The following is a 25,978-nucleotide window of genomic DNA, read 5'->3' as shown; positions in this document are numbered from 1 at the left end:
ATGAAAAACAACTACCTATATATCATCCTATTCCTTTGGTGCGGCCTTCTTAGCGCCAATGCAACCAATTCCCCCTATGCCAGTACTGAGCGCAGTCGAAGTGAAGGGGATGGGGATGTTACACACCTATTTGGGACTAAAGACTCGGTAACTATTAAAAAATCAGATTCTTTAAAAACCGCCCCATTGGGTCATACTGAAATGAGCCCCATAATGGCGCGCTGGCAAAAAGAAAAGGCAACGCCTGTACAATTGACCTCAGAAGTTGAAAACCGGAAATTCAAAAGTTTTCCTGAACTGGATAAATATACCGATGGCGTAAAAGACGGTATTATAAAAATACTCTCGGAATTTACCACAGAATATGTAGATCAGCTTAAAGCGAATGCTAGGGCCAAACTGGACAACAACTCAAAGGAAGTACTCGAAGCCGGTGAAAACGTATTCAAAATATTGGAAGAAAACCAAAACTTCATAAATATTATAGGAGGTAATGAAGTAACCCAATTACCTGTAGGCATCAATAAAAGTATTACGGCCAGCTCAGATATTACGCTGGGTATTGTTCGTATGGAGTACCACCCTACTTATACCGTAGTAGATATGTTCGCCAAATTAAACTTAGGTGAATTAGGGGTGGAAAATTTACTTTTTGCTGCCAACAATGTAAAAATTTCCAAAGATGGGGGAATTTACGGCGAAGCCCGTCTAACCCTATTGGAAGATGCCTATGTGGGCCAGAACGGGGGACAATGGTTATTCATCTTTAAAGGAGGAAAAGATGCCAAAACCGGGAAGGGTACAGGATCAACGTATATAGATATCGACTGTGAAGGTAAGGTAAAAAAAATAGGTCTGAACCTTGATGTTCGAATTGCAAAATCCGTTGCCATACCCATAAACGAGGACGGGACCCATAAATTCCCAAACAGTATAGAGCCAGGAACAGGTGAATCACCAAAAGACAACGATACTTATTTGGGCACTTCTTTTTCCTTGGAAACCGATGAACTTGGTGGTTTACTAATAGAGCTGAACCTACCTATGTTCGAACTAAAGGCCCTGCCCAACTGGGGTTTTAAAATGGAAAACACCATTTTGGATTTGAGCGACACCCAAAATGTGGCAGGTATCGATTTTCCAGATATTTATAAGAACCAAGGGCTATTACAAGGTAATGATAATCTATGGCGCGGCTTTCATTCACAAGAAGTAAGGGTTACCCTTCCTCCAGAATTTAAAAAGAAAGGTTCGGAACAACGGATCTCTATCGGTGCCCGTAATCTATTCATAGATAATTATGGGGTATCCGGAGATTTTTTCGCCACCAATGTCCTAGATATTAACGAAGGTGATGCCAGCAAATGGCAGATTTCGGTTGATTCCATTGGAGTGGATTTAAAAGTTAATCGCTTTATAAAAGCCGGATTTAACGGGAAAATCGTCTTACCCATAAGTGATCAAAATTCTTCAGGAGGCACTTTAGCCTATAAAGGTTTAATCTCCGCAGATCAGTTTTATTCGGTTAACGTAGAGGCAGTTGAAGATGTGAGTTTCGACGTTTTCAAAGCAAAAGCCAAAATATTCAATGGCTCGTATATAAAACTAGAGGTAGAAAACAATACATTTTATCCTGAGGCCAACCTCACGGGGTTAATGTCTTTTAATGCAAAACAAGACAAAGAATTTAACGAACTTTCCTCAGAATCCCTCAATGATTCCACAGATGTAGTGGACTTGGAATTTGATGGGCTTTCTTTTCAAAACTTTAAAATACAGACTAGACAAAGACCATATTTAAATATTGAATACGCAGGTTTTAAAGATGAGATCACACTCCCAAAAGTTGCGGGATTTGAGTTGGGCTTTTACGATATAAGTATTGAAACCGATGAACAAGACAATGCTGTTCTAGCTTTAAACTCCTTTGTAAACCTAGATGACTCAGGCATTCACGGTGATGTTCGGCTTAGTGTAATTGGAGAGCTAAAAGAAACTGACTATCTAAAGTGGAGGTATAAAGGTATTGAAGTAAGTTCTGTGGAGATTGATGTAAAGAGAAAATCCTTTGAATTTTATGGGCAGTTGGATTTCTTTAAGGACAACCCTGTCTACGGTAAAGGTTTTGCCGGTGATCTGCAATTATATGCGGAAGATTTAGGTATTGAGGTGGGTGCCAGAGGGCTCTTTGGTGCCACGGACGACTACCGTTATTGGTTCGTAGATGGTCACGGACGACCTACTAAGGACAATAATAAGAACTTCACCATTTTCGATATTGGCGGTGGGGTCTATCATCATATGCGCAAGGCCGGTATGAATGAAGAGACAACATCCTTGTCGGGCATCAATTATCAACCTGATATCAATACCTCCATAGGCTTTAAGGCCTTGGGGGCGTTCGAAGTTAAAAACGGAGCTTCCTTTACCGCATTGGCAGGTATTGAAATAGCATTTAATTCACAGTCGGCTGGTGGCGGTGTAAGTAGGGTCGGTTTTTATGGTGCAGCCATGCTCATACAAGGTAAAAGTGAGGGTAGCAACCCCCAAACCCCTTTCGGCACCGTAGATGAAATGCAACAAACCGTTGCATCAAAGGAAAGTTCCTTATCTAATTTTCATGAACTCTCCATCGATAAAGAAGGCCTAAAGTATTTCGCTGATAACGTTTTCCCTGAACTATTGACAGGCGAAGAACTCTTTGCCGCCCAGGTTGCCATTGATCTAGATTTCAGAAATAGGGCCTATTGGGGCCTTCTTGACGTATACCTCAATGCAGGAACCATTAGGGGGGAAGGTGAAAAGAACCTTTTGGGTCGACTTGAATACTACAATGCGCCAGAGGACTGGTACATTTATGTAGGTACCCCGACCCACCGCTTTGGGCTGGCCGATATTCCCATTGGTCCATTTAAAGCCGGTGTTAACCTGTATTTTATGACGGGTACCATTTTACCCGATCCCGCCGCACCTCCCCAGAATGTTATTAATCTCTTACACCTTTCTGGAGATGAACTTTTGTTCGGAAGAAATTTTGACCAAGAATTGGCGAGAGGTACAGGATATGCCTTTGGTGCAAAATTTGAATTGGGAATGGGCTTTGATTGGGGCATTGTATATGCCGATGTGACCGCAGGTGCCGGATTTGATTTAATGATGCGCGATTTTGGGGATGCTCATTGTAAAGGGAAAGAAGGCCCCCTTGGTATGGATGGATGGTATGCTACCGGCCAAATGTACGCTTATTTACAAGGCCAGATCGGAGCCCAGATCAAACTATTCGGAATCAGGAAAAAAGTACCCATATTATCTGCGGGTATTGCCGTTTTGGCACAAGCGCAATTACCGAACCCATGGTTCATCAAAGGTTACGCCGGTGTAGATATAAAAGTTCTTGGCGTTGTGAAAATCCATACCCGCTTAAAAGTAATTATTGGGGAAGAATGTGAGATAATCGGAAAAACCGGCTTACAGGATATCGTAATGATCTCTGATATTACTCCTAGGGATGGTCTAACCAATGTAGATGTTTTCGATGCGATTCAAGTGGCCTTCAATGCCCCGGTCGATAGTGAAATACCTTTTGAGGATAATGAAGGAAGAAAAACATACCGCATTGGCCTAAAAGAAATATCAGTTAAAACTGAAGGAGCGGAACTCCAAGGGTCTTTTGAATATAACAATGAGAAAGATATCCTTATTTACAATACCGATGAGATCCTTCCTCCAGAACAGGAAATAACTGTTTTGGTCCGGGTTTCGTTTGATGAAAAAATAAGTGGTAATTGGGTGGCTGTAACCAGTGAAGGGATCCCTGTTATCGAAGAAAAGGTAGTTACTTTCACGACCGGGGATGCCCCAAGGAAAATCCCTTACAAAAATATCGAATTCATGTACCCTATAGTGGACCAACAGTATATGCTCCCAAAAGAATCGAATGTTGGCTTTGTACAATTGGACAAGGGACAACAATATCTTTTCGGTAATGGTTTTAGTGATGAATTATATTTCATAGATGAATCCGGTAATAAGACCAAAGCTTCTTTTAGCTATAATGCTCCCGAAAAAAGGCTGAATTTCTCCATACCCAACTTAAACAATGAAACCAACTATACCTATGCCTTGGTTACTTTAAATCCAGGTGATATAGAAGAAGATCAAGTGTTATCCACGGTGGAGTTCACAAAAATATCTGAAGACTTGGAAATATCGAACAATACCCTTACCGGCAGTGTCTCCAATGGAGCGTTTATTAGCCGATTGAATTTTTCGTTTAAAACGAGTAAGCACAATACGTTTAAACAGAAAATGCGCAGCATTAATACTAACTATACGATAACTGATTTAGATGAATACCCTGGTACAACAGAATCAATTGCTTATGTTGGAAAAATAACCTTACATGCAAAGGATTATGAACCCTTTGGTATAAATGACATAAGTGGTACGGTTTATACAGCCAACAAACCATTGATCAATTACAATGCCCTTATGACAGATAAATATTATACGGATGATATCTATCCTCTGCTATATCAAGAGTATCCCCTTGACAGAGATATAAGTGTAAATCGAAACCCCGATATTCTGGGAGTCCCTCCAACAAGGTCTCTGTCTGTAATAGAGACCTATAGAACTTTTGCCACGAATCAACCGAATCATCCCATGCTAAAAACCCTTTTCCCATTCAGATGGCGATTGCCCATAACTTATTATATGGATTACATTCATTTACAATATACTATTTCAAACCGATACAAACCTGGAGTGGATGACAACAAAAGAGAAAAGTACAAATACTTGATGTTCACTGGATTCCCATTTGCAAGAAAAGACACATATAAAGTTGAGTTCAGCTATATTTTACCAAATAACTCGACTGGAAACTCTGAAACTATCGATTATGAAAAAGCGTTCTAAAATGGTTTACTTATCAAAATATATAGTAGTTGTCTTTTTTCTATGGGTAGCTTCAGGTTTAAATGCCCAAATAGATAGCATAAGCTATGAGACTCCAAATACAATGAAATTAGTGATTCAGGCAAGACCTACCAATGATGCCATAATGCTAAGATGGGGGGTCAATGACAAAAATATTTGGAAACTAGGCAACGAATACGGGTATTTAGTAGAAAGAATAACCCTTGAACAAAACGGAAGCCCTGTAACCACCCCTGAAGAGGTGATTCTTTCAGGTGGCCCAATTAAGCCCAGACCCTTGAGCGATTGGCAAGAACTCATAGAAAAGAATGACATGGCCGGGGTAGCAGCACAAGCAATTTATGGTGAAAACTTTGTTTTGGATACCAATACCCAAAATAAGGGCAAGGTAAGTCAAATTATTAATCAGAGTTCTGAGCTACAGCAACGTTTTGCTTTTTCAATGTTCGCGATAGACCAAGACTACACTGCCGCACAATATGCCGGACTCGGTTTTACAGACTTCAGCGTTAAGGAGAATACAAGATATATGTACAATATTAAAATTGCAGCCCCTGAGGGTACTAATCTACCCAAAGAAACAGGTATAATCATCACTACATCAAACCCAGTTAAATTACCTAAACCATATGATTTTGCCGGATATTATTATAATGATGCCTTTGTTCTAATTTGGGAATATGACGCACTAGTCCATTTTTATAACTCCTATGATCTTGAGCGATCTGATGATGGTATTTCGTTCAGGAAATTGAACATCACACCAATAACCAAATTAATGGATTCCCGATCTAGTGGTATAGCATTTACCGATAGTATCCCTGTATATGAAAAGAAGTATTGGTATAGGATAAAAGGAAGAACGATCTTTAATGAAATAAGCGAACCCTCTGATACCATTTCCATAATAGCTTATAAAAAATTGCTCGTTGCTCCAGAATTAAAAGAGAGCGAAATTATTTCAGATAAGGAAGCAATTTTAAAATGGGATTTCGCAAAAGATGAGGCATGGAAACTTACCGGTTTTGATATCTTAAGATCAGATAAACCTATTGGCCCTTATAACCAGATTAAAAAAAACATAGAACCCAATATTAGGACATTCAAGTATAGTGAGCTTCAAGATATTAATTATTTTAAAATTAGGGCCAAAGGCATTGCCGGGGATTATATAGATTCTTCACCTAGCATGATTCAACCAATTGATTCCATACCCCCTACTCAACCAAAAGAGCTGACAGGAAAAATAGATTCAACAGGAGTTGTTACTCTAACATGGGCCAAAAATGAGGAATTGGATTTAAAAGGATATACAATTTTTCGCGCTAACAGACCGAATCAAGAGTTTACACGTTTGAACAAGTACCAAATCCAGAAAACCCTGTACAAAGACACCATCAATTTGAAATCCTTTAACAAAAACGTTTATTATAAAATTGATGCCGTAGATAACAGGTATAACGCATCAGCACCTTCTGAAGTTTTGCCTCTGAAAAGACCTGATAAAATACCTCCAATGAATCCCCTTATCACCAATTATGAATTACAAGAAAAAGGTATTCAATTAACATGGATAAATAGTATTTCGGAAGACGTCGTAAAACATGTCATCTATCGTAAAAAAAATCTATCAGAAAATACTAAGTGGGAAAAGATTTTTGAGATTACGGATTTAAACACCAATGACTACTTGGACGATACAATTGCAGGAAATACAAAGTATCATTATACCGTTATCGCCATCGACCAAACCGGTCTTGAAAGTCAACCATCCCCGCCAATCTCGATTATTAGTTTAGGAGAACAGACCAAGACGGCCATTAGTGGTTTTAACAATACTGTAGACCGTGATAATAGAATAATTCATTTAAATTGGCGATTAAAAGCCAGTAATATAGTAGAAATTCTACTGTACAAAAAACAAAACGAATCAGAGTTCTCCCTATACCAAACCTTTACAGGTAATCGCACCCGATTTATTGATGCCAAACTGACACCTAATACTATATACACCTATGGCCTAAAGGCTATTTTTGAAGATGGTACAGTTAGTGAATGGCAAGAAACGGAGGTTGTTTATTAAGATGATGCCTATGAAAACGAATATAAGATTTATAAGATTATTATTGGCCCTGTTATTCTCAGCTTCAATATTCTCTTTTGTAAATGCTCAAACTACAAGATATAAGGTAGAATTTGATTTAGACGTTGATGTGCCTAGAAATGGCACTAGTTTTGGGTCATATTCTATTAAAACAAATCCAGGCTCCAGGACCTTAGTTAGTGTTGGTTCTACTGATATGGGAACAACCATGGGAAGCAATCAAGTAATTATGGATGAAGTCAAAGAATACCCTTTTTCGGTGACCGATTGGACAATTTCATCCAATTTTTATATAAACATGATGACAGAAACATGTAATGAAAGTCGAAATGTTCCATATTATGGTGCATATATTCCACCTACGGAATTTTTTGGCTGCGTAAATGTTACTGTTAGAGAATCAACCATTTTAAAACTTGAGAATTTAATAGACTTACGAGATAGAATTTACCCAGGCTCAAATCAAATTGATTGTAATGGTGTCAATGTTGCTGTCGTAAATCCCATTTGGAATTTTAAATACAGATTAAAAGCTAGATTGAATAATGGATCGGAAGTTACCGTCTTAGAATACGCAGAGCATTCCTCACATGCATTATTGACTAGAACAGGAGCTCTGGCCAATGTGCCTTATAATGAACCATTCCAGGTTTGGGTAGAATATGTAGAAAACCCTGTGAACGATTATGATACATCGGATGAAATCATATATAGCTTTGTGCCCTGTCCGCCAGAACTGGAACAAGATCCGCCTCTAGTTAACAACCCCAGTTGTTATGGTGCAACCGATGCTAGCATAAACATGACACTAAAAGAAGAGCTGGAACCAACCAAAAATCTCATTGTCGGGCTTTACAAAAAAGATACGGCAACGGATTACTCATCGGTAGGTCCACAAATAACGCTTACTTCCAGCGATTTCAATAATAGAAGTTATACCTTTAGCCCCAATACTCGTTTGGAAGATGGACTTTATAGACTAGAATGGCTGTATGATGACGGGAGTGCTGAAGGGGTTAGTTCTGATTTTTCTATTGATGAGCCCAATGAGATTTTATTTAACGAAATTATAGTCGATCCCCTCTGTAGAAACGGGAACGATGGTTCTGTTACTATTGAACCCCAAGGTATTGGCATGTTTCGCTACAGTTTAAAAAAACCATCAGACAACAACTTTGCCCCAATTCTACAGACTACACCTGCTTTTTCGAATTTGAGTGCCGGAGTTTATATAATCGAGGTGGCAGAACTAGGAAATCTAGATTGTTTTGTGTCTAAAACAATTACTTTAGAAGACCCAGTTAGTGGGCCCGTAATGCTAACAACTGATTATACTCAGCAAATCGTAGATGGGGCTGGTACAATAGAGGTTTCAGCAACTGGTGGCAATCCAACATACACTTTCAATTGGAAAAAAGACAATGTTGCCCTACCCCAAACATCCAACAGACTGGAAAACTTAGGGTATGGGGTATATACTGTTTTTGCAACCGATGCCATAGGTTGTAATACCGATCTCATAACCATAACCCTAGAGCCCTTTCCTCCTCTATTAGTAAGTATTTCCCCTATTGGCGAGATCAACTGTGAGGGTGATACTGCGCAACTTAGGGCAAACCCGACGAATGGGTCTGGTACGGGTTTCTCTTATATGTGGTTCAAAGGGGACATAGATACAGGTACACCACTATCGGGCAATACAAATACAATAAACGCAGGGGCAGGTTCATATTCGGTACAGGTCACGGACGATGCCTTTAATACAGCAACAACAACCTATAACCTTGATTATGTAGACCGCAATACAGGAAATCCTATCACAAATGTTCTTACAGTAACAATTTCCGACAACACGGATATTGAGTGTAAAGGGGAGAATAATGGGCGAATAGCCCTCGATATATCGGGCGGTACCGGAAATTATGAGGTGTTTTGGGACGGGTCCCTTACTCCAGGGCCTCAAGACAACAATACACTTTCATATGGTAATCACACCTATGAAGTATTTGATGGTAATTGTAGTGTTTCGGGTGGCCCTATTTTTATTGATGAACCTGATGATTATTTCTTGGTTTCCGCCTCTTCAACAGATGCTACAACTAATGGTGGTGATGAAGGAACGATAACTTTGAACATAACAGGAGGGTCTGGCAACTATACCTACGCTTGGTATAAAGATGGAAGTGCCTTCTCCCCGATAAACGGTGCTACTGCCAATGAATTCGAAGGGTTCCCAACAGGAAATTATCAAGTTATTGTTTCGGAAACCAATGGCTCGGGGTGCACCGCTACACTGGAAAACACTATTTTCATAGACGAACCAGGTCCCTTAAGTTTAGGTACGCCAGAAGCTACTGTAGATCCAATTTTGTGTTTTGGTGAAAGTACGGGTAGAATAACCGCCAATTACACAGGCACCCCCCCATTTGAGTTTGTTTGGTACAATGTTGATACAGGTATTGAACTCAAACGAGGAGAAGAAGACTTCTTAGAAAATATAAATGTGGGCAACTATTCTTTTACCATAAATGATGCCTCCAACGCCGGCCCAATTTCAAGTGGCTCCTTAGAAATCGCCGGACCTTTGGCAGCCTTAAATGCTACAGCGATTTCAACCCCAATATCATGCTTTGGAAATTCCGATGGAACCATAACGATCAGTGCCAACGGCGGAACGGGAGGCTTACAATATCAAATAACCGGTAGACCATTACAGAATAGCCCTTTGTTTGAAAATCTTGCAAGCGGTACGTATTCCGCAACTATTATAGACCAAAATGGATGTACTTATAACCTTCCTGATACAATAGAGATCATTGAACCCGATTTGATTCAAATCGATGATTTCCTTGTAACCCCAGCAACTTTTTCTGGTGCCACTGATGGCCAAATAAGTATAGATGTATCGGGGGGGGCAACGCCTTATACCTACAGTTGGACAGGGCCTGGAATTACAATCCCAAGGACCACAAAGGATATCGATGCGTTAACATCGGGTAATTATACGGTAGAGATCACCTCCCCAGGCAATCAGGGGGCAATTGATGGTTGTTATCTTACCCAAACTTTTTTTGTTTCAGAACCGGGACCATTGAACCTTCCCGACCTGAATCCGACAAATATCAGTTGTTCTGGGGCTAATGACGGGGCTATTAACTCCGCCGCTCAAGGCACAGGCACCATTGATTATGTATGGGAAAAAGATGGATCTATCATTAATGGTCAAACGGGACCTGACTTAACAAATCTTGGACCAGGTACATATTCCCTTACCGTTAGTGATGAGACCAGTAACCCTTCGGTAACCAAATCGGTAACCCTTACCGAACCCACCCAACTCACCGCCCAGGCGTTCACTACGGATGTCACCTGCTTTGGTGCGGAAGATGGCGGTGTAGTGATAACCCCCGATGGGGGAACACCCGGTTACAACTATTCCATCGATGGGGGAATCAACTATCAGAACGGCAATTCCTTCCCCGGTTTGGAAGCAGGTAACCATACCGTTAGGGTACAAGATGCCAATCTATGTACCGTGGACGTCGATTTCACCATTACCGAACCCCAACCCATTGCCATTACCCTTGACCTACAACAATCCTTGTCCGCGGCAAATGCCACCGATGGGGCCATAAGCATTACCGCCTTTGGGGGCACCGGTGCATTGACCTATACGTGGACGGGGCCTGCCGGATTTACCCCTCCTACGGACAACAGTGATGATATCGCGGACCTTCCAGGGGGTACCTATACCCTTGTGATTACCGATGACAATTTCAATGGCGACCTGACCACAGGTTGTTATTTTACACAGGATTTCACCATTACCGAACCTGGGGAACTTTTAGTGTCCCTGGCACAGACCGTTTTCCTGGAATGTAACGGGAACGATTTTGCCGAGATCACGGCTACCGTTCAAGGCGGGGTATTCCCCTATTCGCTTGAATGGTTCGATACCACCGATGGATCCAATGACCTTCTTCCCGAAACCAGTGAGATCATAGGTGGCCTGACCGCAGGTACCTATTTCGTGAGGGTAACGGATGCCAATGGGATCATCAAGGATTCCGATCCCATTACATTGACAGAACCGGACCTCTTGAAGATAACCTTGGAGAATATTACAAATGTAATGTGCAACGGTGAGGAGACCGGGGCCATCGACATTTCGGTCAGTGGGGGTACGACGCCCTATGAATTCTATTGGAACAATGGGGCCAATACGGAAGACATCACCAATGTAGCCAATGGCGAATATACTATCGAAGTGGTGGATGCCAACAGCTGTTCCACCGATAGGACCATTACCATATCCGCACCGGACAATCCCCTTGAGATCAGCAATGTCACCTTGACCGATGCCTCCGAATATCAAGCCCAGGATGGTCGTATCCTCCTTGAAATAAGTGGCGGACAACCCGCCTACAACATATCCTGGTCAAGGGCCTCCGACGGGGCGAACATTGGGAACACGCCGGAGTTATTAAACCTGACGGCAGATGCCTATACCGTACTGATCACGGATGATAATGGTTGTTCCTTGACCGGGACCTACCAGATCACCGAACCCGATATCGTTGAGGAGACCCTAGTGCAACCGATATGTTCAGGGGAATCCAACGGGAGTATCTCCTTGCTTGTCAATCAAGGCAATGGCAATTACGGCTATTCATGGTCCACAGGGGAAACCACCAATAGTATTGCCAACTTGCCTGCTGGGGAATATTCGGTAACCATTACCGGACTGCCCAACGGTACCATAGAAAGAACGTACATCTTGGAAAATCCATTGCCCCTGAACGTTGACCTAGGGGATGACCGCGTACTCTGTGCCGAACAGGAACTGTTCCTCGATGCAACGGTGGAAGATGCCACCGCAACCTATTCCTGGTATTCCGATAATGGGTTTATAAGTGCGGAACCATATATAACAGTGAATGAAAAAGGTGACTATACGGTTACCGTGCAATCCGCTACAGGGTGTACCGCCACCGGTAGTATCTCCATCGATAAGAGTACCTCCGAGATATCCGCTGAACTTGCAGTGTCCAGTCAGGTTTTTGTTGGGGAAACCGCCGTTCTTGTGGACATCAGCTATCCCCTTCCCGAAACCACCGAATGGGTCCTGCCCGAAGGAGCCCAAGTACTTCTACAGGATAGCGACGAGGCCGAGATCGTATTCGCTGAGGCCGGGGAATATCAAGTGGGCATCATTACCAAGATAGGCCAATGCATGGCGGAACAGACCAAAACCATCATCGTGGTCGCCAATGACCCCACGATCAAAGAGGACGATAACAAAAACGGCCAACGCCTGGTCGAGGATTTCTTGGTCTATCCCAACCCCACCGATGGTAGGTTCACCGCTGACGTAAATCTCACCGAACGTGGCAATATCAGTATAAAAGTGTTTAGCCTGGCCAACAATGCCCTGATGGCATCCGAAAAAGGACAGGGACAGACCGCCTATAGCATCCCCTTCGATATCTCGGGACTGCCTTCGGGCGTATATGCCGTACTGCTCGAAACACCTTACGGGAACTCACTGAGAAAGATCATCATTAGGTAAGGGGGTGGACTATTGTAAAGATCCTACATAAGGTAGGATTGTGCAGGATGGGTGATGGGTTTACCACATCCCCCGCCCTGTGGGCACCCCCTTCACTTCGACTGCACTCAGTGCAGGCAAAGGGGGAATTAATAATGAGGAAATATTATTAGGCCATGATAAAATTATATCGGAAGTAACCGTAAATAAAAACTGGATGGGCACCAGCATCACGCCCGTACAGAAACTAGAAAAAGACTCCAACTAAATGGACTCAAGGTATTATCCTCGTGTCTACTCGAAGATGGCATTCTCTTTAAGACCCAAGGCTTATGACCTTTTCGGGTTTATAATATTTTCCCTGCCAAGTGTTTTTGGCCTTTAATTTTTGGTCGATCCTATCCAATATTTCCTGTTTTCGGATACCTCCCCATTTTGGGGCGACCAACAAATCTTTCGGGGCCTCACTAATAAAGCGTTCAATTATAATATCGGGCCGTAAATACCCTATAAATTCCGTAACAAAATCCAAATAGGCCTCCAAGGTAAATAAGTCGAAATTTTCAGGGTTCCGTTTATACTGCACTGCCATTACGGAGTTCCTTACAATCTGTAAATGATGTATTTTCAAGGTATCAATGGGTAATTTGGACAATTTCACGGCATGCTGCATTAAATCGTTTTTGGATTCCCCGGGCAATCCCATGATGATATGCGCCCCTAGATGAAACCCCTTGTCCTTGCACTTTTCAAACGTTGCTATGGTATCACTAAAGGTATGGCATCGATTGATATCCAAAAGTGTTTTTTCATTGGTGCTTTCCACCCCAAAATCCAACGAAATAAAGTAGTCCTTCGACAATTCTTCCAAATAGGCTATAACTTCATCCGATATACAATCGGGGCGTGTACCGATGACCAAACCAGCCACCTTAGGGACATTTAAGGCCTCCTCGTACATGGCCTTAAGGGATTCTATATCTGAATAGGTGTTCGTGTAGGCCTGAAAATAAGCGAGGAATTTCTTGTTCCTACCACGTTTGGCAAAGAACTCGATTCCTTCCTGCAATTGGGCCGCAATACTTTTTTGGGGTTCGCAATAATCCGGATTAAAGGTATTGTTGTTACAATAGGTACAACCACCATATCCCTTGGAACCATCCCGATTTGGGCATGAGAAACCAACATCCAAGGAGATTTTTTGCACCCGTTCCCCAAAATGCAATTTTACAAAAGAATTATAATCGCTATATCGCTTTCCTATAAAATCCATTTAGAATAGCTTGTGTTACTTCCTATTGAAGATTCATTTTTTTCCATGTTTTTGGCATCTGGACCAATCCACGGGAATATATGCTATAAAAAAAGCCCTGACAGAATGGTCAGGGCTTTATATATTCGTTATTCATGTTCAATCCGCTAAAACAATGACTTTATTATCCTTCATTTCAACAGTACCACTGGAAATGCCCAATACCGTCTTGCCTTTGGCGTTTTGTGTGAATTTATTTTGATACTCCTCCGCTATGGTAATAGTGCCATCTACAACAACATTACCTTGTTGCAATAACGAAACTACAGGGGCGTGATCTTTCAACATTTGAAATTCCCCGTTAATACCCGGGACCGTAACCGAATTTACTTCGCCTGCAAATAAGGTAGCTTCTGGGGATACAATTTCTAAATACATAGTTTTTCAATATTCAGCATTCAGTATTCAGTATTCAGTAGCTTAATGCCAACTGTAAACCGATCACTGCCTACTAATTTATGCTTCAGCCAACATTTTCTCACCAGCTTCAATAGCTTCTTCGATAGTACCTTTAAGGTTAAAGGCAGATTCTGGCAAGTGATCCAATTCACCGTCCATAATCATATTAAATCCTTTAATGGTTTCTTTAATATCCACTAAAACACCTGGGATACCTGTAAACTGCTCCGCTACATGGAAAGGTTGTGAAAGGAAACGTTGTACACGTCTTGCCCTACCAACGGCCAATTTATCTTCCTCTGACAATTCTTCCATACCTAAGATGGCGATAATATCCTGAAGCTCTTTATAGCGTTGCAATAGCTCTTTTACCCTTTGTGCACAGGCATAATGGTCGTTACCCAAAATATCCGCTGTCAAAATCCTTGATGTCGAATCCAATGGATCCACAGCAGGATAAATACCCAACTCAGCAATTTTACGGGAAAGTACCGTAGTTGCATCCAAGTGGGCAAATGTTGTTGCTGGTGCTGGATCCGTTAAATCATCCGCAGGCACGTAAACCGCCTGTACTGAAGTAATGGAACCTCTTTTTGTTGATGTAATACGTTCTTGCATGGCACCCATTTCGGTTGCCAAAGTAGGTTGATACCCTACCGCAGATGGCATACGGCCCAATAGTGCCGACACCTCTGAACCCGCTTGTGTAAAACGGAAGATATTATCAACGAAGAACAAAACGTCTTTTCCTTGACCTTCCCCTGCCCCATCACGGAAATACTCTGCAATGGTCAATCCTGAAAGTGCCACACGCGCACGTGCTCCAGGAGGTTCGTTCATTTGTCCGAAAACGAAGGTCGCTTTGGACTCCTTCATTGCTTTCTTATCTACTTTTGATAAATCCCATCCGCCTTCTTCCATAGAATGCAAAAAGTCATCACCATATTTTATAATACCTGATTCCAACATCTCACGAAGCAAATCGTTCCCTTCACGGGTACGTTCCCCTACCCCAGCGAAAACTGAAAGTCCACCATGTCCTTTTGCGATGTTATTGATCAATTCCTGAATCAATACTGTTTTTCCAACACCTGCACCACCGAACAATCCAATCTTTCCTCCCTTTGCATAAGGCTCAATCAAATCAATTACCTTGATACCTGTAAAAAGTACTTCCGTAGAAGTGGAAAGATCTTCGAATTTTGGTGCTTCACGGTGAATTGGTAAACCGTCTTTACCTGTTTTAGGTAAATTACCGATACCATCAATAGCATCACCGATTACATTGAACAAACGCCCGTAAATGTCACCACCTATCGGCATTTGTATGGCGTTTCCTGTAGCAACAACCTCAACTCCCCGGCTTAAACCATCGGTAGAATCCATAGAAATGGTCCTAACTGTGTTTTCCCCAATGTGGGATTGTACTTCCAAAACCAAGATTGAACCATCTTTGTTGATGATTTCAAGTGAATCATAGATTTTTGGAAGATCTGATTCTGATTGAAATTCAACATCCACAACTGGCCCAATGATCTGGGAAACTTTACCTGTAACTTTCGACATTACTAACGTATTTATGTTTTTGGTTTCTAGACCTTACAGGTCTCTATTTCTTGCACTAAAGGCTGCAAAGATATGTTTTTCAATTTTAAATTGAAATGCTTTTCTTGCCTTTTTTCAAAAAGCGAAAAGACGCCTATTTAAGCGTCTTTATCACTAGTTAACTTGTTTTAATTTAATTGTTTATCGTCCATGACAGATAAAACTGGGATCCAATATAACCTGTACCTACAGCAGTAACATACTCTTCACCCAAGAGGTTCGAAGCCCCCAATTTAAATATCGATTTAATGCTTGGCACGCTGTAATTGACCTGCGCATCCAACACACTGAACGAAGGGATATCCCCTGTGGCAAATGAATTCTCCCAAAGGTATCCATCGGTCCATCTGTAATTGATGTTAAACCCGAAATTCTCAAACAACTCCGAATTGCCAAAAGAGGCCTTTACCTTGTGCTTTGGTGTATTGAACTGTGGTTGAAAGTCTGGATCGGACGTTTCATCAAAATCGAAATCGGAAAACGTATAATTGACCCCGAAATCAAAATTACCGAATACTTGGGCTTCTAGTCCGGCGGTAACTCCATAAGAAGTGATATCGGCCAATGAATTGGTATACACATTAAAAGGTTGATAATCGCCATTCTGAAGTGCCAATAACGATAGACCTCCATCACCTGCCTCACCATATTTAGGGGCTAATACAATTTTTTGGGAAATAAAATCTTGGTAATCATTGTAATAACCACTAATATCGATGACCACTTGTCCCAACTGACCCCTATATCCAAGTTCCAAAGCCGTCACTTTTTCCGGTTTCACCAAGGGTGTATTCACGGCTGCGGGAGCACCCTGTTCTACCGAGGTCGCGGAATATGCATTTTCATAAGCATCCCTACCTGTCATAGTTACCGTGCTTGACCCTACAAGAGCAGCACCATTGGTCGATAACGGAACATCAACCACATAACGATCCAAATTATCCTCTGCAGCGCCGACCAATAATGCACGACCGGCGTTCAATCCAATATAAAGATCTTGTGTTGTTGGATTTCTAAAACCTGTTTGGAAGGACCCCCTGAAATTATGGTTTCTATTTTCCCCAACCGTATAAGTCAATGAAGCCCTAGGGGAAACAAATCCGTCAAAAAGTTCATTTTTGTCATAACGGACCGAACCGGTGAACTTGATACGTTCATCCATGAATTTTTTCTGGAGTTGCGTATACAATCCATATTCCGCATAAGGAATTGCACCATCCATATCTGTAAAAATAGTTCCTTGGGAATTCAATTCGTATTCCCTATAAGAACCACCAACTTGAATATCGGCAAAATCTTCCGTCAAATGGCTGAAATTGTAATTGGCATCTACATGACGGAGTTTGGTGTTGTCTATAAAACGTGCACCTGTTGTTAAATCCCCATCGGAGATTACCGAATTAAAAGTAGCTTCAAATTCAGGAGTTCCAGGGATCAATCTACCCGTATCCGCTGCCGCCCTTGCAGCTGCATGTGCCGAAGCATCATCAAGCTGAACGCCAGTACCCACTCCGAGCTTTGCACCTATAAAAGTTGTCGCATAATCCGTGAACCATTCGGTATCCCCTTTCCATCTTCTGTTTACATTTATACCTGCAAATCTTGTGTCATAAGAATCACCTGCATTCTCAGCCGTAATATATCCTCTAATAAAGAAGTTGTTATTCTTAAATTCCAGTTTATGTTGCTGTAAGGAAAAACCATCAATATAATACCGATTGGCCCCCTGATATATGGTAGAACCACGACCTACCCTACCGTTATAAATGATTTCGAAATCATCAGCAAAGGGACGATAGTGAATGGCACCATCAAACTTAACACTCTGAGCGTCATAACTGTTCAAATCGCGTTCGGAATAACCGGTTCTCGACACCAAAGCCGAGCCAACAGTACCCGGTGGAAGACCTGCCAAGGTATCAAAGTTCAAAACCGTAGACACCTCATCCCCATATATATTCAAACCATCATAAGCCGGATCAGTCCTGGTAAAACCTGGATTAGTCAAATCCTCCTCACTTACGGCATACCAATCGGTGCCTTCCATAAAGGAAAAACTCGCCTTAACCGCCAATTTATCACTAAATGCATGGGCAGCACGAATACCAATATCATAATACTCATTATCACCGGCAGCTTCTTGGGACGTTATCCCCGTTTTCAAATACGAACTGATTCCCTGAAAATCAAAAGGACTTTTACTTCGCATAAAAAGAATACCATTGAATGCATTCGCCCCATAAAGAGCAGAGGAAGCACCAGGCAATATCTCAACACTTTGCACATCCAAATCGTTCATACCAACTAGATTACCAAGTACAAAATTCAATGCCGGCGAAGAATTATCCATGCCGTCAACCAATTGCATAAATCGGGTATTGGCAAAACTTGCAAAACCACGGGTATTAATGGATTGAAAAGTTAAACTGTTGGTATTGACGTCTACTCCCTTTAAATTTTCGAGTCCACCATAAAAGGATGCTGAAGTTGTATTCTGTATTTCCTTTAAGCCAAAACGCTCTACGGAAACAGGTGATTCAAACAACCGCTCCGGTGTTCTGGATGCAGAAATAACGATTTCATCAAGCATGGTATGTGACTCATCGAGTACAATTGTGATTTTCTCATTATTCGAAGTCACATCCACCGTGGTATCGGTGTAACCAATGCTAGAAATTTTTAATTGAAATGGGGGAGTTTCAGAAGTTTTCAAAGTAAAATTACCATCAAAATCCGATACTGCTCCTACTGCCTTACCGACAATAATCACATTAGCCCCTGGTACAGGTTCATTGTTGTGGTCAACAACAGTTCCTGAAGTTGTTGTTTGGGAAAACCCTAGGGCACCCAACATCATTAAGGATAAAAAAAGTATCGCTCTCATTATAGTTATAAGTTAAATTAGTTTGTTGCCAATATACAGATTTTTTCATATTGAAAAATGAAAAACCCATAAAATTATGCGCGCATAGTACTTTTTTCCTAATAAAATGACCCTAATATTGCACAATCTATAACATTTCAACAAAAAAGGCCATGATATCGATCATGGCCTTTTCTTTACTATTATAAGCTATTTCCCTTATTCCACCGTAACAGATTTTGCTAAATTTCGTGGTTGGTCTACATTACAACCCCTCATCACCGCAATATGATACGATAACAATTGTAATGGAATGGTTGTCAATAACGGAGTTAAGCTCTCAAATGTTTCAGGTACTTCGATAACATGATCGGCAAGTTGGGTAACCTGTGTATCACCTTGCGTCACTACTGCAATGATCTTACCTTTTCGTGATTTGATCTCTTGCACATTGCTTACTACTTTTTCATAGTGTCCTTTTTTGGTCGCAATAACAATCACCGGCATTTGTTCATCTATCAAGGCTATCGGGCCATGCTTCATTTCAGCGGCTGGATATCCTTCCGCATGAATGTAACTGATTTCCTTTAATTTCAAGGCTCCCTCAAGGGCTACGGGAAAATTGTACCCTCTCCCTAAATAAAGACAATTCGGGGAATCCTTATAAACGTCGGCGATTATCTCAACCAACGGATTGGCCTCTAGAGCTTTTTCCACTTTCGCCGGAATCGTTTCCAATTCGGTTAAATATTCATGGAATCGGGATGCTGAAAATTCTCCTTTTTCCTTCGCCAATTTTAAGGCCAACAATGTCAATACTGTTATTTGTGTCGTAAAAGCCTTGGTTGAGGCAACCCCAATCTCAGGTCCTGCATGGGTATATGCTCCTGCATGGGTCTCCCTTGAAATAGAGGAACCAACCACATTACAAACCCCAAAAACAAAAGCCCCTTTCTCCTTAGCTAATTTGATAGCCGCCAAAGTATCGGCCGTTTCCCCTGATTGGGATATCGCTATCAGAACATCCTTTTCCGTAATCACGGGATTCCTATATCTGAATTCCGAAGCATATTCAACTTCAACAGGTATCCTGGCCAAGTCCTCAAAAATGTACTCTGCTACCAATCCCGCATGCCAAGAAGTACCACAAGCAACAATGATAATCCTATTGGCATTGAGAAATTTTTCCAAATGTTGATCAATACCCGCCATTTTTATCAAACCTTGGTCTGCCAATAGTCGACCACGATAAGTATCCATAATGGCCCTGGGCTGCTCATAAATCTCTTTGAGCATAAAGTGTTCATACCCTCCTTTTTCAATTTCCTCCAAATTCATTTGAAGTTCCAGAATATTCGGATAGGCAATGGCATCATCCTTTATTTTTCTCAATTTAATCTCCTTGCCAAGACGAATAATGGCCATCTCCTCATCCTCTAGATAAACCGCATTATTCGTGAACTCGATAAAGGGTGAGGCATCGGAAGCAATAAAAAACTCATTCTCACCAATACCTATGGCTAATGGACTACCTAATTTCGCCACAACAATCTCATCGGGTTTTTTCTTATCGAAAACAGCGATGGCATAGGCACCAACTGCTTGGTTCAAAGCTATTTGAACAGCTTTACCCAATAAAACCCCTTCCGATTTTTGTACCTCCTCAATTAAATTCACCAATACTTCCGTATCTGTGTCTGATGTAAATGAATACCCCCTATTTATCAATTCTTTCTTTAAGGACTCATAATTTTCAATGATCCCGTTATGGATAATCACCAAGTCACCTGAATTGGAATAATGTGGATGTGAATTGACATCGTTTGGAACACCATGGGTAGCCCAACGTGTATGGCCAATTCCCAACTTACCTTCCAACGAAATCGAGGATTTGCATTTATTTTTTAAATCCTCAACCTTGCCTTTGGTCTTTGAAAGATTAATGTCGTTACCATCGAACAAAGCAACCCCCGCACTATCATAACCTCGGTATTCCAAGCGTTGAAGTCCTTTAATTATGATGGGATAGGCGTCCCTGTGTCCAATATACCCTACAATTCCACACATATTATTTTTTTTAGTTGAATGGTTTTAACTGAATTTTTACAAATATACCCTTAAGGACGAAAAATCCTTTCAAAGTTAGATGTAAAACGCTAATACTCTGTAAGTGGTATATTACCACTACAAAAATTTTGAAAATTATAACTCGGGGGAAGGTGTATTACTATTGGTTTGTTTCGGTATAGAATATTTCGAGTTTCAATCTTTTCGCCCCATTATCTTCGGTAGCTCCGTGGAGCACAGTACCTAAAGGAGTTAAGGCGGATACTGCAGGCAAATCCTTTTCACCATCTTCAAGGACGGCATTACCAAACACATTCAATACGGTTAGATTTATATCGGGAGTAATTGTCAACCCTAAAGTAGCATTGGCCTCATCCCTAATGATTATATCATTGATATAATCCGTTATCCTTATGGTATATTTCTCTCCAATATCATCGGATGATTTCTCAATAACACCATCATAATTAAGATAACTACCAAACAAAGGCAAAGATCCTGTATCACTCTGTTCCGTACTGATGTTGATCAATGGCTCTTGCTCATCCAGATTATACAAATACAATCTCGGTGGCTCAACCACACCACCCGGTACAGCTATGGCCTCTTGATCTACATAAAACACCAAATTGGCCTCATTGATAATCCAATTGTTACTTTGGATTTGTTCGATCAATTCCTGGGCATCCGCCGCTGCCTCCGCGAATAATTTTAACTCGGCATAGGTTCCAGCCCCACCTTTGACATAGATTCTTTGGGCATTCCCACCAGTATCCAAGGCATTGGCTATTTCAACAGGATAGGGTTCACTATCAAAAGTGTTTACCATATTCCAATTGGCAGTCTGACTCGTCAGATTAAACACAAACTCGGCCTGCTCTAGTATTTCTTCATCATCCGAAGTGTCATCCGTAGTGCTGTTCGTATCGATTTTATTGTAATGATAATACATAGTTACCGAAGCCCCACTTAAATCCAACAACAACATCACATCCTGCGAACCGGATGCAATAGACAAATGCAAGCCCCTGATATAATCATTGAAATTAGACTGACTTAAAAGCTCAGTTTCCCCTTCCTTGTCGAGAATGTATTCCTGGAAAAACGTTTTATCAAGCGGCACCCGGATTCCCGGATCTAACTTATTGAACAATTCCGACTCATCATCATCAGTACTCTCATCATCCTGTCGCTTCAACAAGAACTGCTCATCATCAATCACATATTCCCCATCATAAAGCACATCGGAAACAAAATTTGGTGAAAATTGTTGGGAAGAATAATACTCCTGTGATTCCTGAAAATCAGCATTGGGATCTAAATCCCTTAAAAAATAGGTTGATCGCTCTACCTTTAAATTAAAAGAGGTTTCCACATTGTCATCATAATTACCACCATTGACATAAACACTATCGATATCAACCCTTTGTGCATAATTGTTCGATTGGGTTGAATCATCATCCGCATCGTTGATACCATCCCCGTCAGAATCACGATTCAATGGATCGGTCCCTGCCAACTTCTCCTGGGCATCCGTTAAACCATCCCCATCAGTATCACTAGTCGCATCTTCCGGGTCGACATCGAAAGCATCCGCCACGCCATCATTATCAAGGTCGCCTTTCGGATTCTTTAAATAGGGAATATATAAATAAACGGAATCAACAGTTTCATTTTCAGGTATGGTAATCACACTGGAATCGGTACCGGATTGATCCTCTATCTCTTGGTTAAATAGTCCAAAGGAAGGATTGCTACGAGACAGAAGCAACTGTGTCGTAATCCTTGCTTCGGTCTTCCCATAAATGGGGTCATTGAAAACACCCAATTGGTACACCGGTAATCTATTTGTACGTAACGCCTTTAGCTTTTTGTTATATGCAAACACATCAAAAACAGCCTTATTCGATGTAAAAGCCTTACCTCCAATAACTTCCGACCCTAAGGTTGTAACCTCTTCTTCACAGGAAACAAACAAAAGAACACACAAAACACCCGTCAGCGCAGGAAATTTAAATCGCTTAAAAAAACTCATTTAGATTATTTTAAAACTTCAGTGTTATAGAAATTGGCATATGCTTCTTCAAAACCTTGTAAAGGAACATAAGGCAACACGGGTTTTTCTAGGTTGGATATATAGTTTATTAATTCTTCTGGAATTTCTTCCGCAGCTAAAATAACAGCATCGGAATAATCTACAGCAACTTTTAACAAATTATTATAGTTAGGAGTTTTCAAGACGCTTATACTATCCTCTGAAACGCCATCAAAGGCAATCTTATGAATCATGTCCTTGTCGAGCTCGCCCTCATAACCCTTTCCATAGACCGAGGTAACGATCTTACTATCCCCGAACAATGGCTCATCGGCATAGTATTTTTTCAAATATAAGGGCAAAAGGGAAGCCAACCACCCATGTACATGAATGATATCTGGGGACCAATTCAATTTTTTGACTGTTTCAACCACACCCTTTGCAAAGAAAATGGCTCGTTGGTCATTGTCCTCGAAAAGGTTACCTTCAGTATCGGTAAAGGTTGCCTTTCTTTTGAAATATTCTTCATTGTCGATAAAGTACACCTGTATACGCTCTTTTGGTATAGAGGCCACTTTTATGATCAAAGGCATATCCATATCATTAATGACAAGATTCATCCCTGATAGACGAATGACTTCGTGCAGTTGATGCCTACGTTCATTGATGTTTCCATACCTTGGCATAAAAATCCGAATTTGGCCGCCATTGCTGTTGACCATTCTTGGGGTTTCGTATGACATTAAGGATACTTCGTTCTCTGGAAGGTAGGGGACTAATTCAGAAGATACAAACAATATCTTTTTACCATTCATAAAAGCAATATTTTATTTATCTTGAAAAGATTGATGCAAAATTACAAAAATTATGCAGATTAGCAGTATTTATAGTAAGTTTGCTCCCTTTTAAATGTAACCTATGTTGCTGATCAATACCAGAAAAGAACTAAAGGACCACCTTTCTTCGTTGAAAAAAAACGATAGTCTAGGTCTCGTGCCGACCATGGGGGCCTTGCATATAGGCCATGCGGCCTTAGTTGAACGGGCAGTGCAAGAAAATTCCGTTGTTGTCGTGAGTATTTTTGTGAACCCCACGCAGTTTAACAATCCTGAAGACCTTGAAAATTATCCACAGACGTTGACAGCCGATTTGGATATTCTAGAAAAAATCGCAAACCATATCATTGTCTTTGCACCGAACATACAGGAAATGTATGCGGAAAATGTGACATCGACGACTTACGATTTCGATGGTCTGGACAAAGTAATGGAAGGAGCTTTTAGAGAAGGGCATTTTGATGGTGTGGGCACCATCGTTGAAGCCCTATTGACCTTGGTCAAACCCACAAGGGCCTATTTTGGGGAAAAGGATTACCAACAACTTCAAATCATTAAAAAACTGACAGAAATCCGGCATATTCCCGTAGAAATAGTCGGTTGCCCAATAGTGCGGGAAGAAAACGGATTGGCCTTCAGTTCCCGAAACGAAAGATTGACCGAAAATATGAGGAAAGAAGCCTCCTTCATTTATAGGACTTTAACAACTGCCAAAAAGAAATTTGGCACGGAAAGTGCTGTATATGTTACGGAGTGGGTGACCAAACAATTTGAAGAACACCCAGAACTAGAATTGGAATATATAGCGATTGCCCAGGCAGACACTTTGAAACCAGTAGTAAAAAAACAAAAAAACAAAAAATATAGGGCATTTATTGCCGTTTATACGGAAGGAGTCCGGCTCATAGACAACATAGCCCTTAATTGATTAACTTTGTCCCATGCAAATAGAAGTTGTAAAATCTAAAATACATCGTGTAAAAGTTACCGGTGCAGACCTTAACTATATTGGTAGTATTACCATAGATGAGGATTTGATGGATGCTGCAAACATTATCCAAGGTGAAAAAGTGCAGATTGTGAACAACAATAATGGCGAAAGATTGGAAACCTATGTCATTCCCGGACCAAGGGGTAGTGGTGAACTTACCCTGAACGGTGCGGCAGCCCGTAAAGTGGCCGTTGGCGATATCCTGATATTGATCACTTATGCCAGAATGGATATCGAAGAGGCCAAAAAATTCAAACCAGCCTTGGTTTTCCCGAATGAAGAGACAAACCTGTTAAACTGATTTTTTGACCGCATCCCTAAAAAAGAGCTTAAAAACCATACTCCCAATCGCATTGGGAGTTTTTTTGGTTTGGTACTGGTACAATTCGACCTCAGAGGCAGATCGGGAGCAAATTATCTACCATATAAAGGAAGCCGATTTGTTTTGGGTGGGCATTTCAATACTCATGGGGGTCATTGCTTATGTTTCAAGAGCCATTCGCTGGAACTACTTACTGAAACCTTTGGGATACCAACCAAAATTGAGCAATAACCTTTTGATCATCTTAATTTCCTATTTTGCGAATCTGGGTATACCCAGGTCTGGTGAAATACTACGGGCAACAGCCTTAACCACTTACGAGGATGTTCCTTTTGAAAAAGGGTTTGGCACCATTGTCACCGAAAGGGTAATAGATTTGATCATGCTTTTGTCGATAATCACGACCACCCTAATATTGCAAACCGAGATTATCGTTGAGTTCTTGGAAAACAAAGGTTTCAATTACACTAAAATCCTTTTGTTACTTTCGGCAGCAATCATCGCTGCCTTAATTTTCTTCCTTTTCATAAAAAAATCATCAAATGGTTTAGCCCTAAAAATCAAAAAATTCGTAAAAGGCCTTCTAGATGGGGTATTAAGCATTTTTAAAATGAAAGACAAATGGGCTTTTGTGTTTCATACCCTACTCATTTGGACTTGCTATATCGGTATGTTCGTAGTAGTCAAGAACACCCTTGCGGAAACCACCCATTTAACCATTAGCCAACTCTTGGTGGCCTTTGTGGCCGGAGCTTTTGCCATAACCACTACCAATGGCGGGGTAGGACTATACCCCATTGCCGTAAGCAAGGCATTGGCCATTTTTGGGATTACCTCCGTATCGGGCGATGCCTTTGGATGGATCATGTGGATTTCACAAACCGTAGTCGTAGTTGTTTTTGGGGCAATATCTTTTCTATTATTGCCGTTATTGAACAGAAACCGGTAACCCCCA

Annotated in this window: 13 protein-coding genes; 6 read left to right on the top strand and 7 right to left on the bottom strand. The window is 41.2% G+C overall.

The genetic code is table 11. The features are described 5' to 3' along the window. Genes LX92_RS02585 through LX92_RS02575 form a run of 3 tightly spaced genes read left to right on the top strand, consistent with a single transcriptional unit; the run spans position 1 to position 12,614 of the window. Positions 1 to 4,920, top strand: coding sequence for a hypothetical protein (locus tag LX92_RS02585; protein WP_109648701.1), 4,920 nt, complete (start codon positions 1 to 3; stop codon positions 4,918 to 4,920). After that, positions 4,904 to 7,024 (top strand): fibronectin type III domain-containing protein, encoded by a 2,121-nt coding sequence (locus tag LX92_RS02580; protein ID WP_146197789.1) that lies wholly within the window; start codon positions 4,904 to 4,906, stop codon positions 7,022 to 7,024. The genes LX92_RS02585 and LX92_RS02580 overlap by 17 nt, the downstream gene beginning before the upstream one ends. A 10-nt stretch (positions 7,025 to 7,034) precedes the next feature. After that, the gene (locus tag LX92_RS02575; RefSeq protein WP_170117780.1) at positions 7,035 to 12,614 is read left to right on the top strand and encodes a T9SS type A sorting domain-containing protein; all 5,580 of its coding nucleotides are present in this window, start codon (positions 7,035 to 7,037) and stop codon (positions 12,612 to 12,614) included. 295 nt (positions 12,615 to 12,909) lie between these two features. Here LX92_RS02575 and LX92_RS02570 read toward each other — a convergent pair whose 3' ends face one another. The 7 genes from LX92_RS02570 to LX92_RS02540 all read right to left on the bottom strand — a co-directional run bounded on the left by LX92_RS02570 (position 12,910) and on the right by LX92_RS02540 (position 23,689). Next, positions 12,910 to 13,866 carry a TIGR01212 family radical SAM protein gene (locus LX92_RS02570; protein ID WP_109648698.1) on the bottom strand — a complete coding sequence of 319 codons (957 nt, stop codon included), beginning with the start codon at positions 13,864 to 13,866 and terminating at the stop codon, positions 12,910 to 12,912. Between the two features lie 138 nt (positions 13,867 to 14,004). After that, entirely contained in the window at positions 14,005 to 14,283 is a 279-nt protein-coding gene (locus LX92_RS02565) for a F0F1 ATP synthase subunit epsilon (RefSeq protein ID WP_109648697.1), read from the bottom strand. Positions 14,284 to 14,361: 78 nt separating this feature from the next. After that, entirely contained in the window at positions 14,362 to 15,870 is a 1,509-nt protein-coding gene (atpD, locus tag LX92_RS02560) for a F0F1 ATP synthase subunit beta (protein ID WP_109648696.1), read from the bottom strand. 172 nt (positions 15,871 to 16,042) lie between these two features. Continuing rightward, positions 16,043 to 18,793, bottom strand: coding sequence for a TonB-dependent receptor (locus LX92_RS02555; protein ID WP_170117779.1), 2,751 nt, complete (start codon positions 18,791 to 18,793; stop codon positions 16,043 to 16,045). Between the two features lie 198 nt (positions 18,794 to 18,991). Continuing rightward, the gene (gene glmS / locus LX92_RS02550; RefSeq protein ID WP_109648694.1) at positions 18,992 to 20,839 is read right to left on the bottom strand and encodes a glutamine--fructose-6-phosphate transaminase (isomerizing); all 1,848 of its coding nucleotides are present in this window, start codon (positions 20,837 to 20,839) and stop codon (positions 18,992 to 18,994) included. Positions 20,840 to 20,999: 160 nt separating this feature from the next. After that, on the bottom strand, positions 21,000 to 22,874 hold the full coding sequence (locus tag LX92_RS02545) for a DUF4270 family protein (RefSeq protein WP_109648693.1): 1,875 nt from the start codon (positions 22,872 to 22,874) through the stop codon (positions 21,000 to 21,002). Between the two features lie 5 nt (positions 22,875 to 22,879). Further along, positions 22,880 to 23,689 (bottom strand): glycogen/starch synthase, encoded by an 810-nt coding sequence (locus LX92_RS02540; RefSeq protein WP_109648692.1) that lies wholly within the window; start codon positions 23,687 to 23,689, stop codon positions 22,880 to 22,882. A 103-nt stretch (positions 23,690 to 23,792) separates the two neighbouring features. Here LX92_RS02540 and panC point away from each other — a divergent pair, with 103 nt between their 5' ends. From panC to LX92_RS02525, 3 genes are read left to right on the top strand one after another with little or no spacing between them, the layout of a single operon-like run. Beyond that, positions 23,793 to 24,638: a pantoate--beta-alanine ligase gene (gene panC / locus LX92_RS02535; RefSeq protein WP_109648691.1), complete on the top strand. Its 846-nt coding sequence runs from the start codon at positions 23,793 to 23,795 to the stop codon at positions 24,636 to 24,638. Positions 24,639 to 24,651: 13 nt separating this feature from the next. Then, positions 24,652 to 25,002, top strand: coding sequence for an aspartate 1-decarboxylase (gene panD, locus LX92_RS02530; protein WP_109648690.1), 351 nt, complete (start codon positions 24,652 to 24,654; stop codon positions 25,000 to 25,002). A gap of 4 nt (positions 25,003 to 25,006) precedes the next feature. Next, positions 25,007 to 25,972 (top strand): lysylphosphatidylglycerol synthase transmembrane domain-containing protein, encoded by a 966-nt coding sequence (locus LX92_RS02525; protein WP_109648689.1) that lies wholly within the window; start codon positions 25,007 to 25,009, stop codon positions 25,970 to 25,972. Positions 25,973 to 25,978 lie beyond the last annotated feature (6 nt).

Source organism: Maribacter polysiphoniae (genome assembly GCF_003148665.1).
GTDB classification, from domain to species: Bacteria; Bacteroidota; Bacteroidia; order Flavobacteriales; family Flavobacteriaceae; genus Maribacter_A; species Maribacter_A polysiphoniae.
This window is presented reverse-complemented; position numbering and strand designations above follow the sequence as displayed.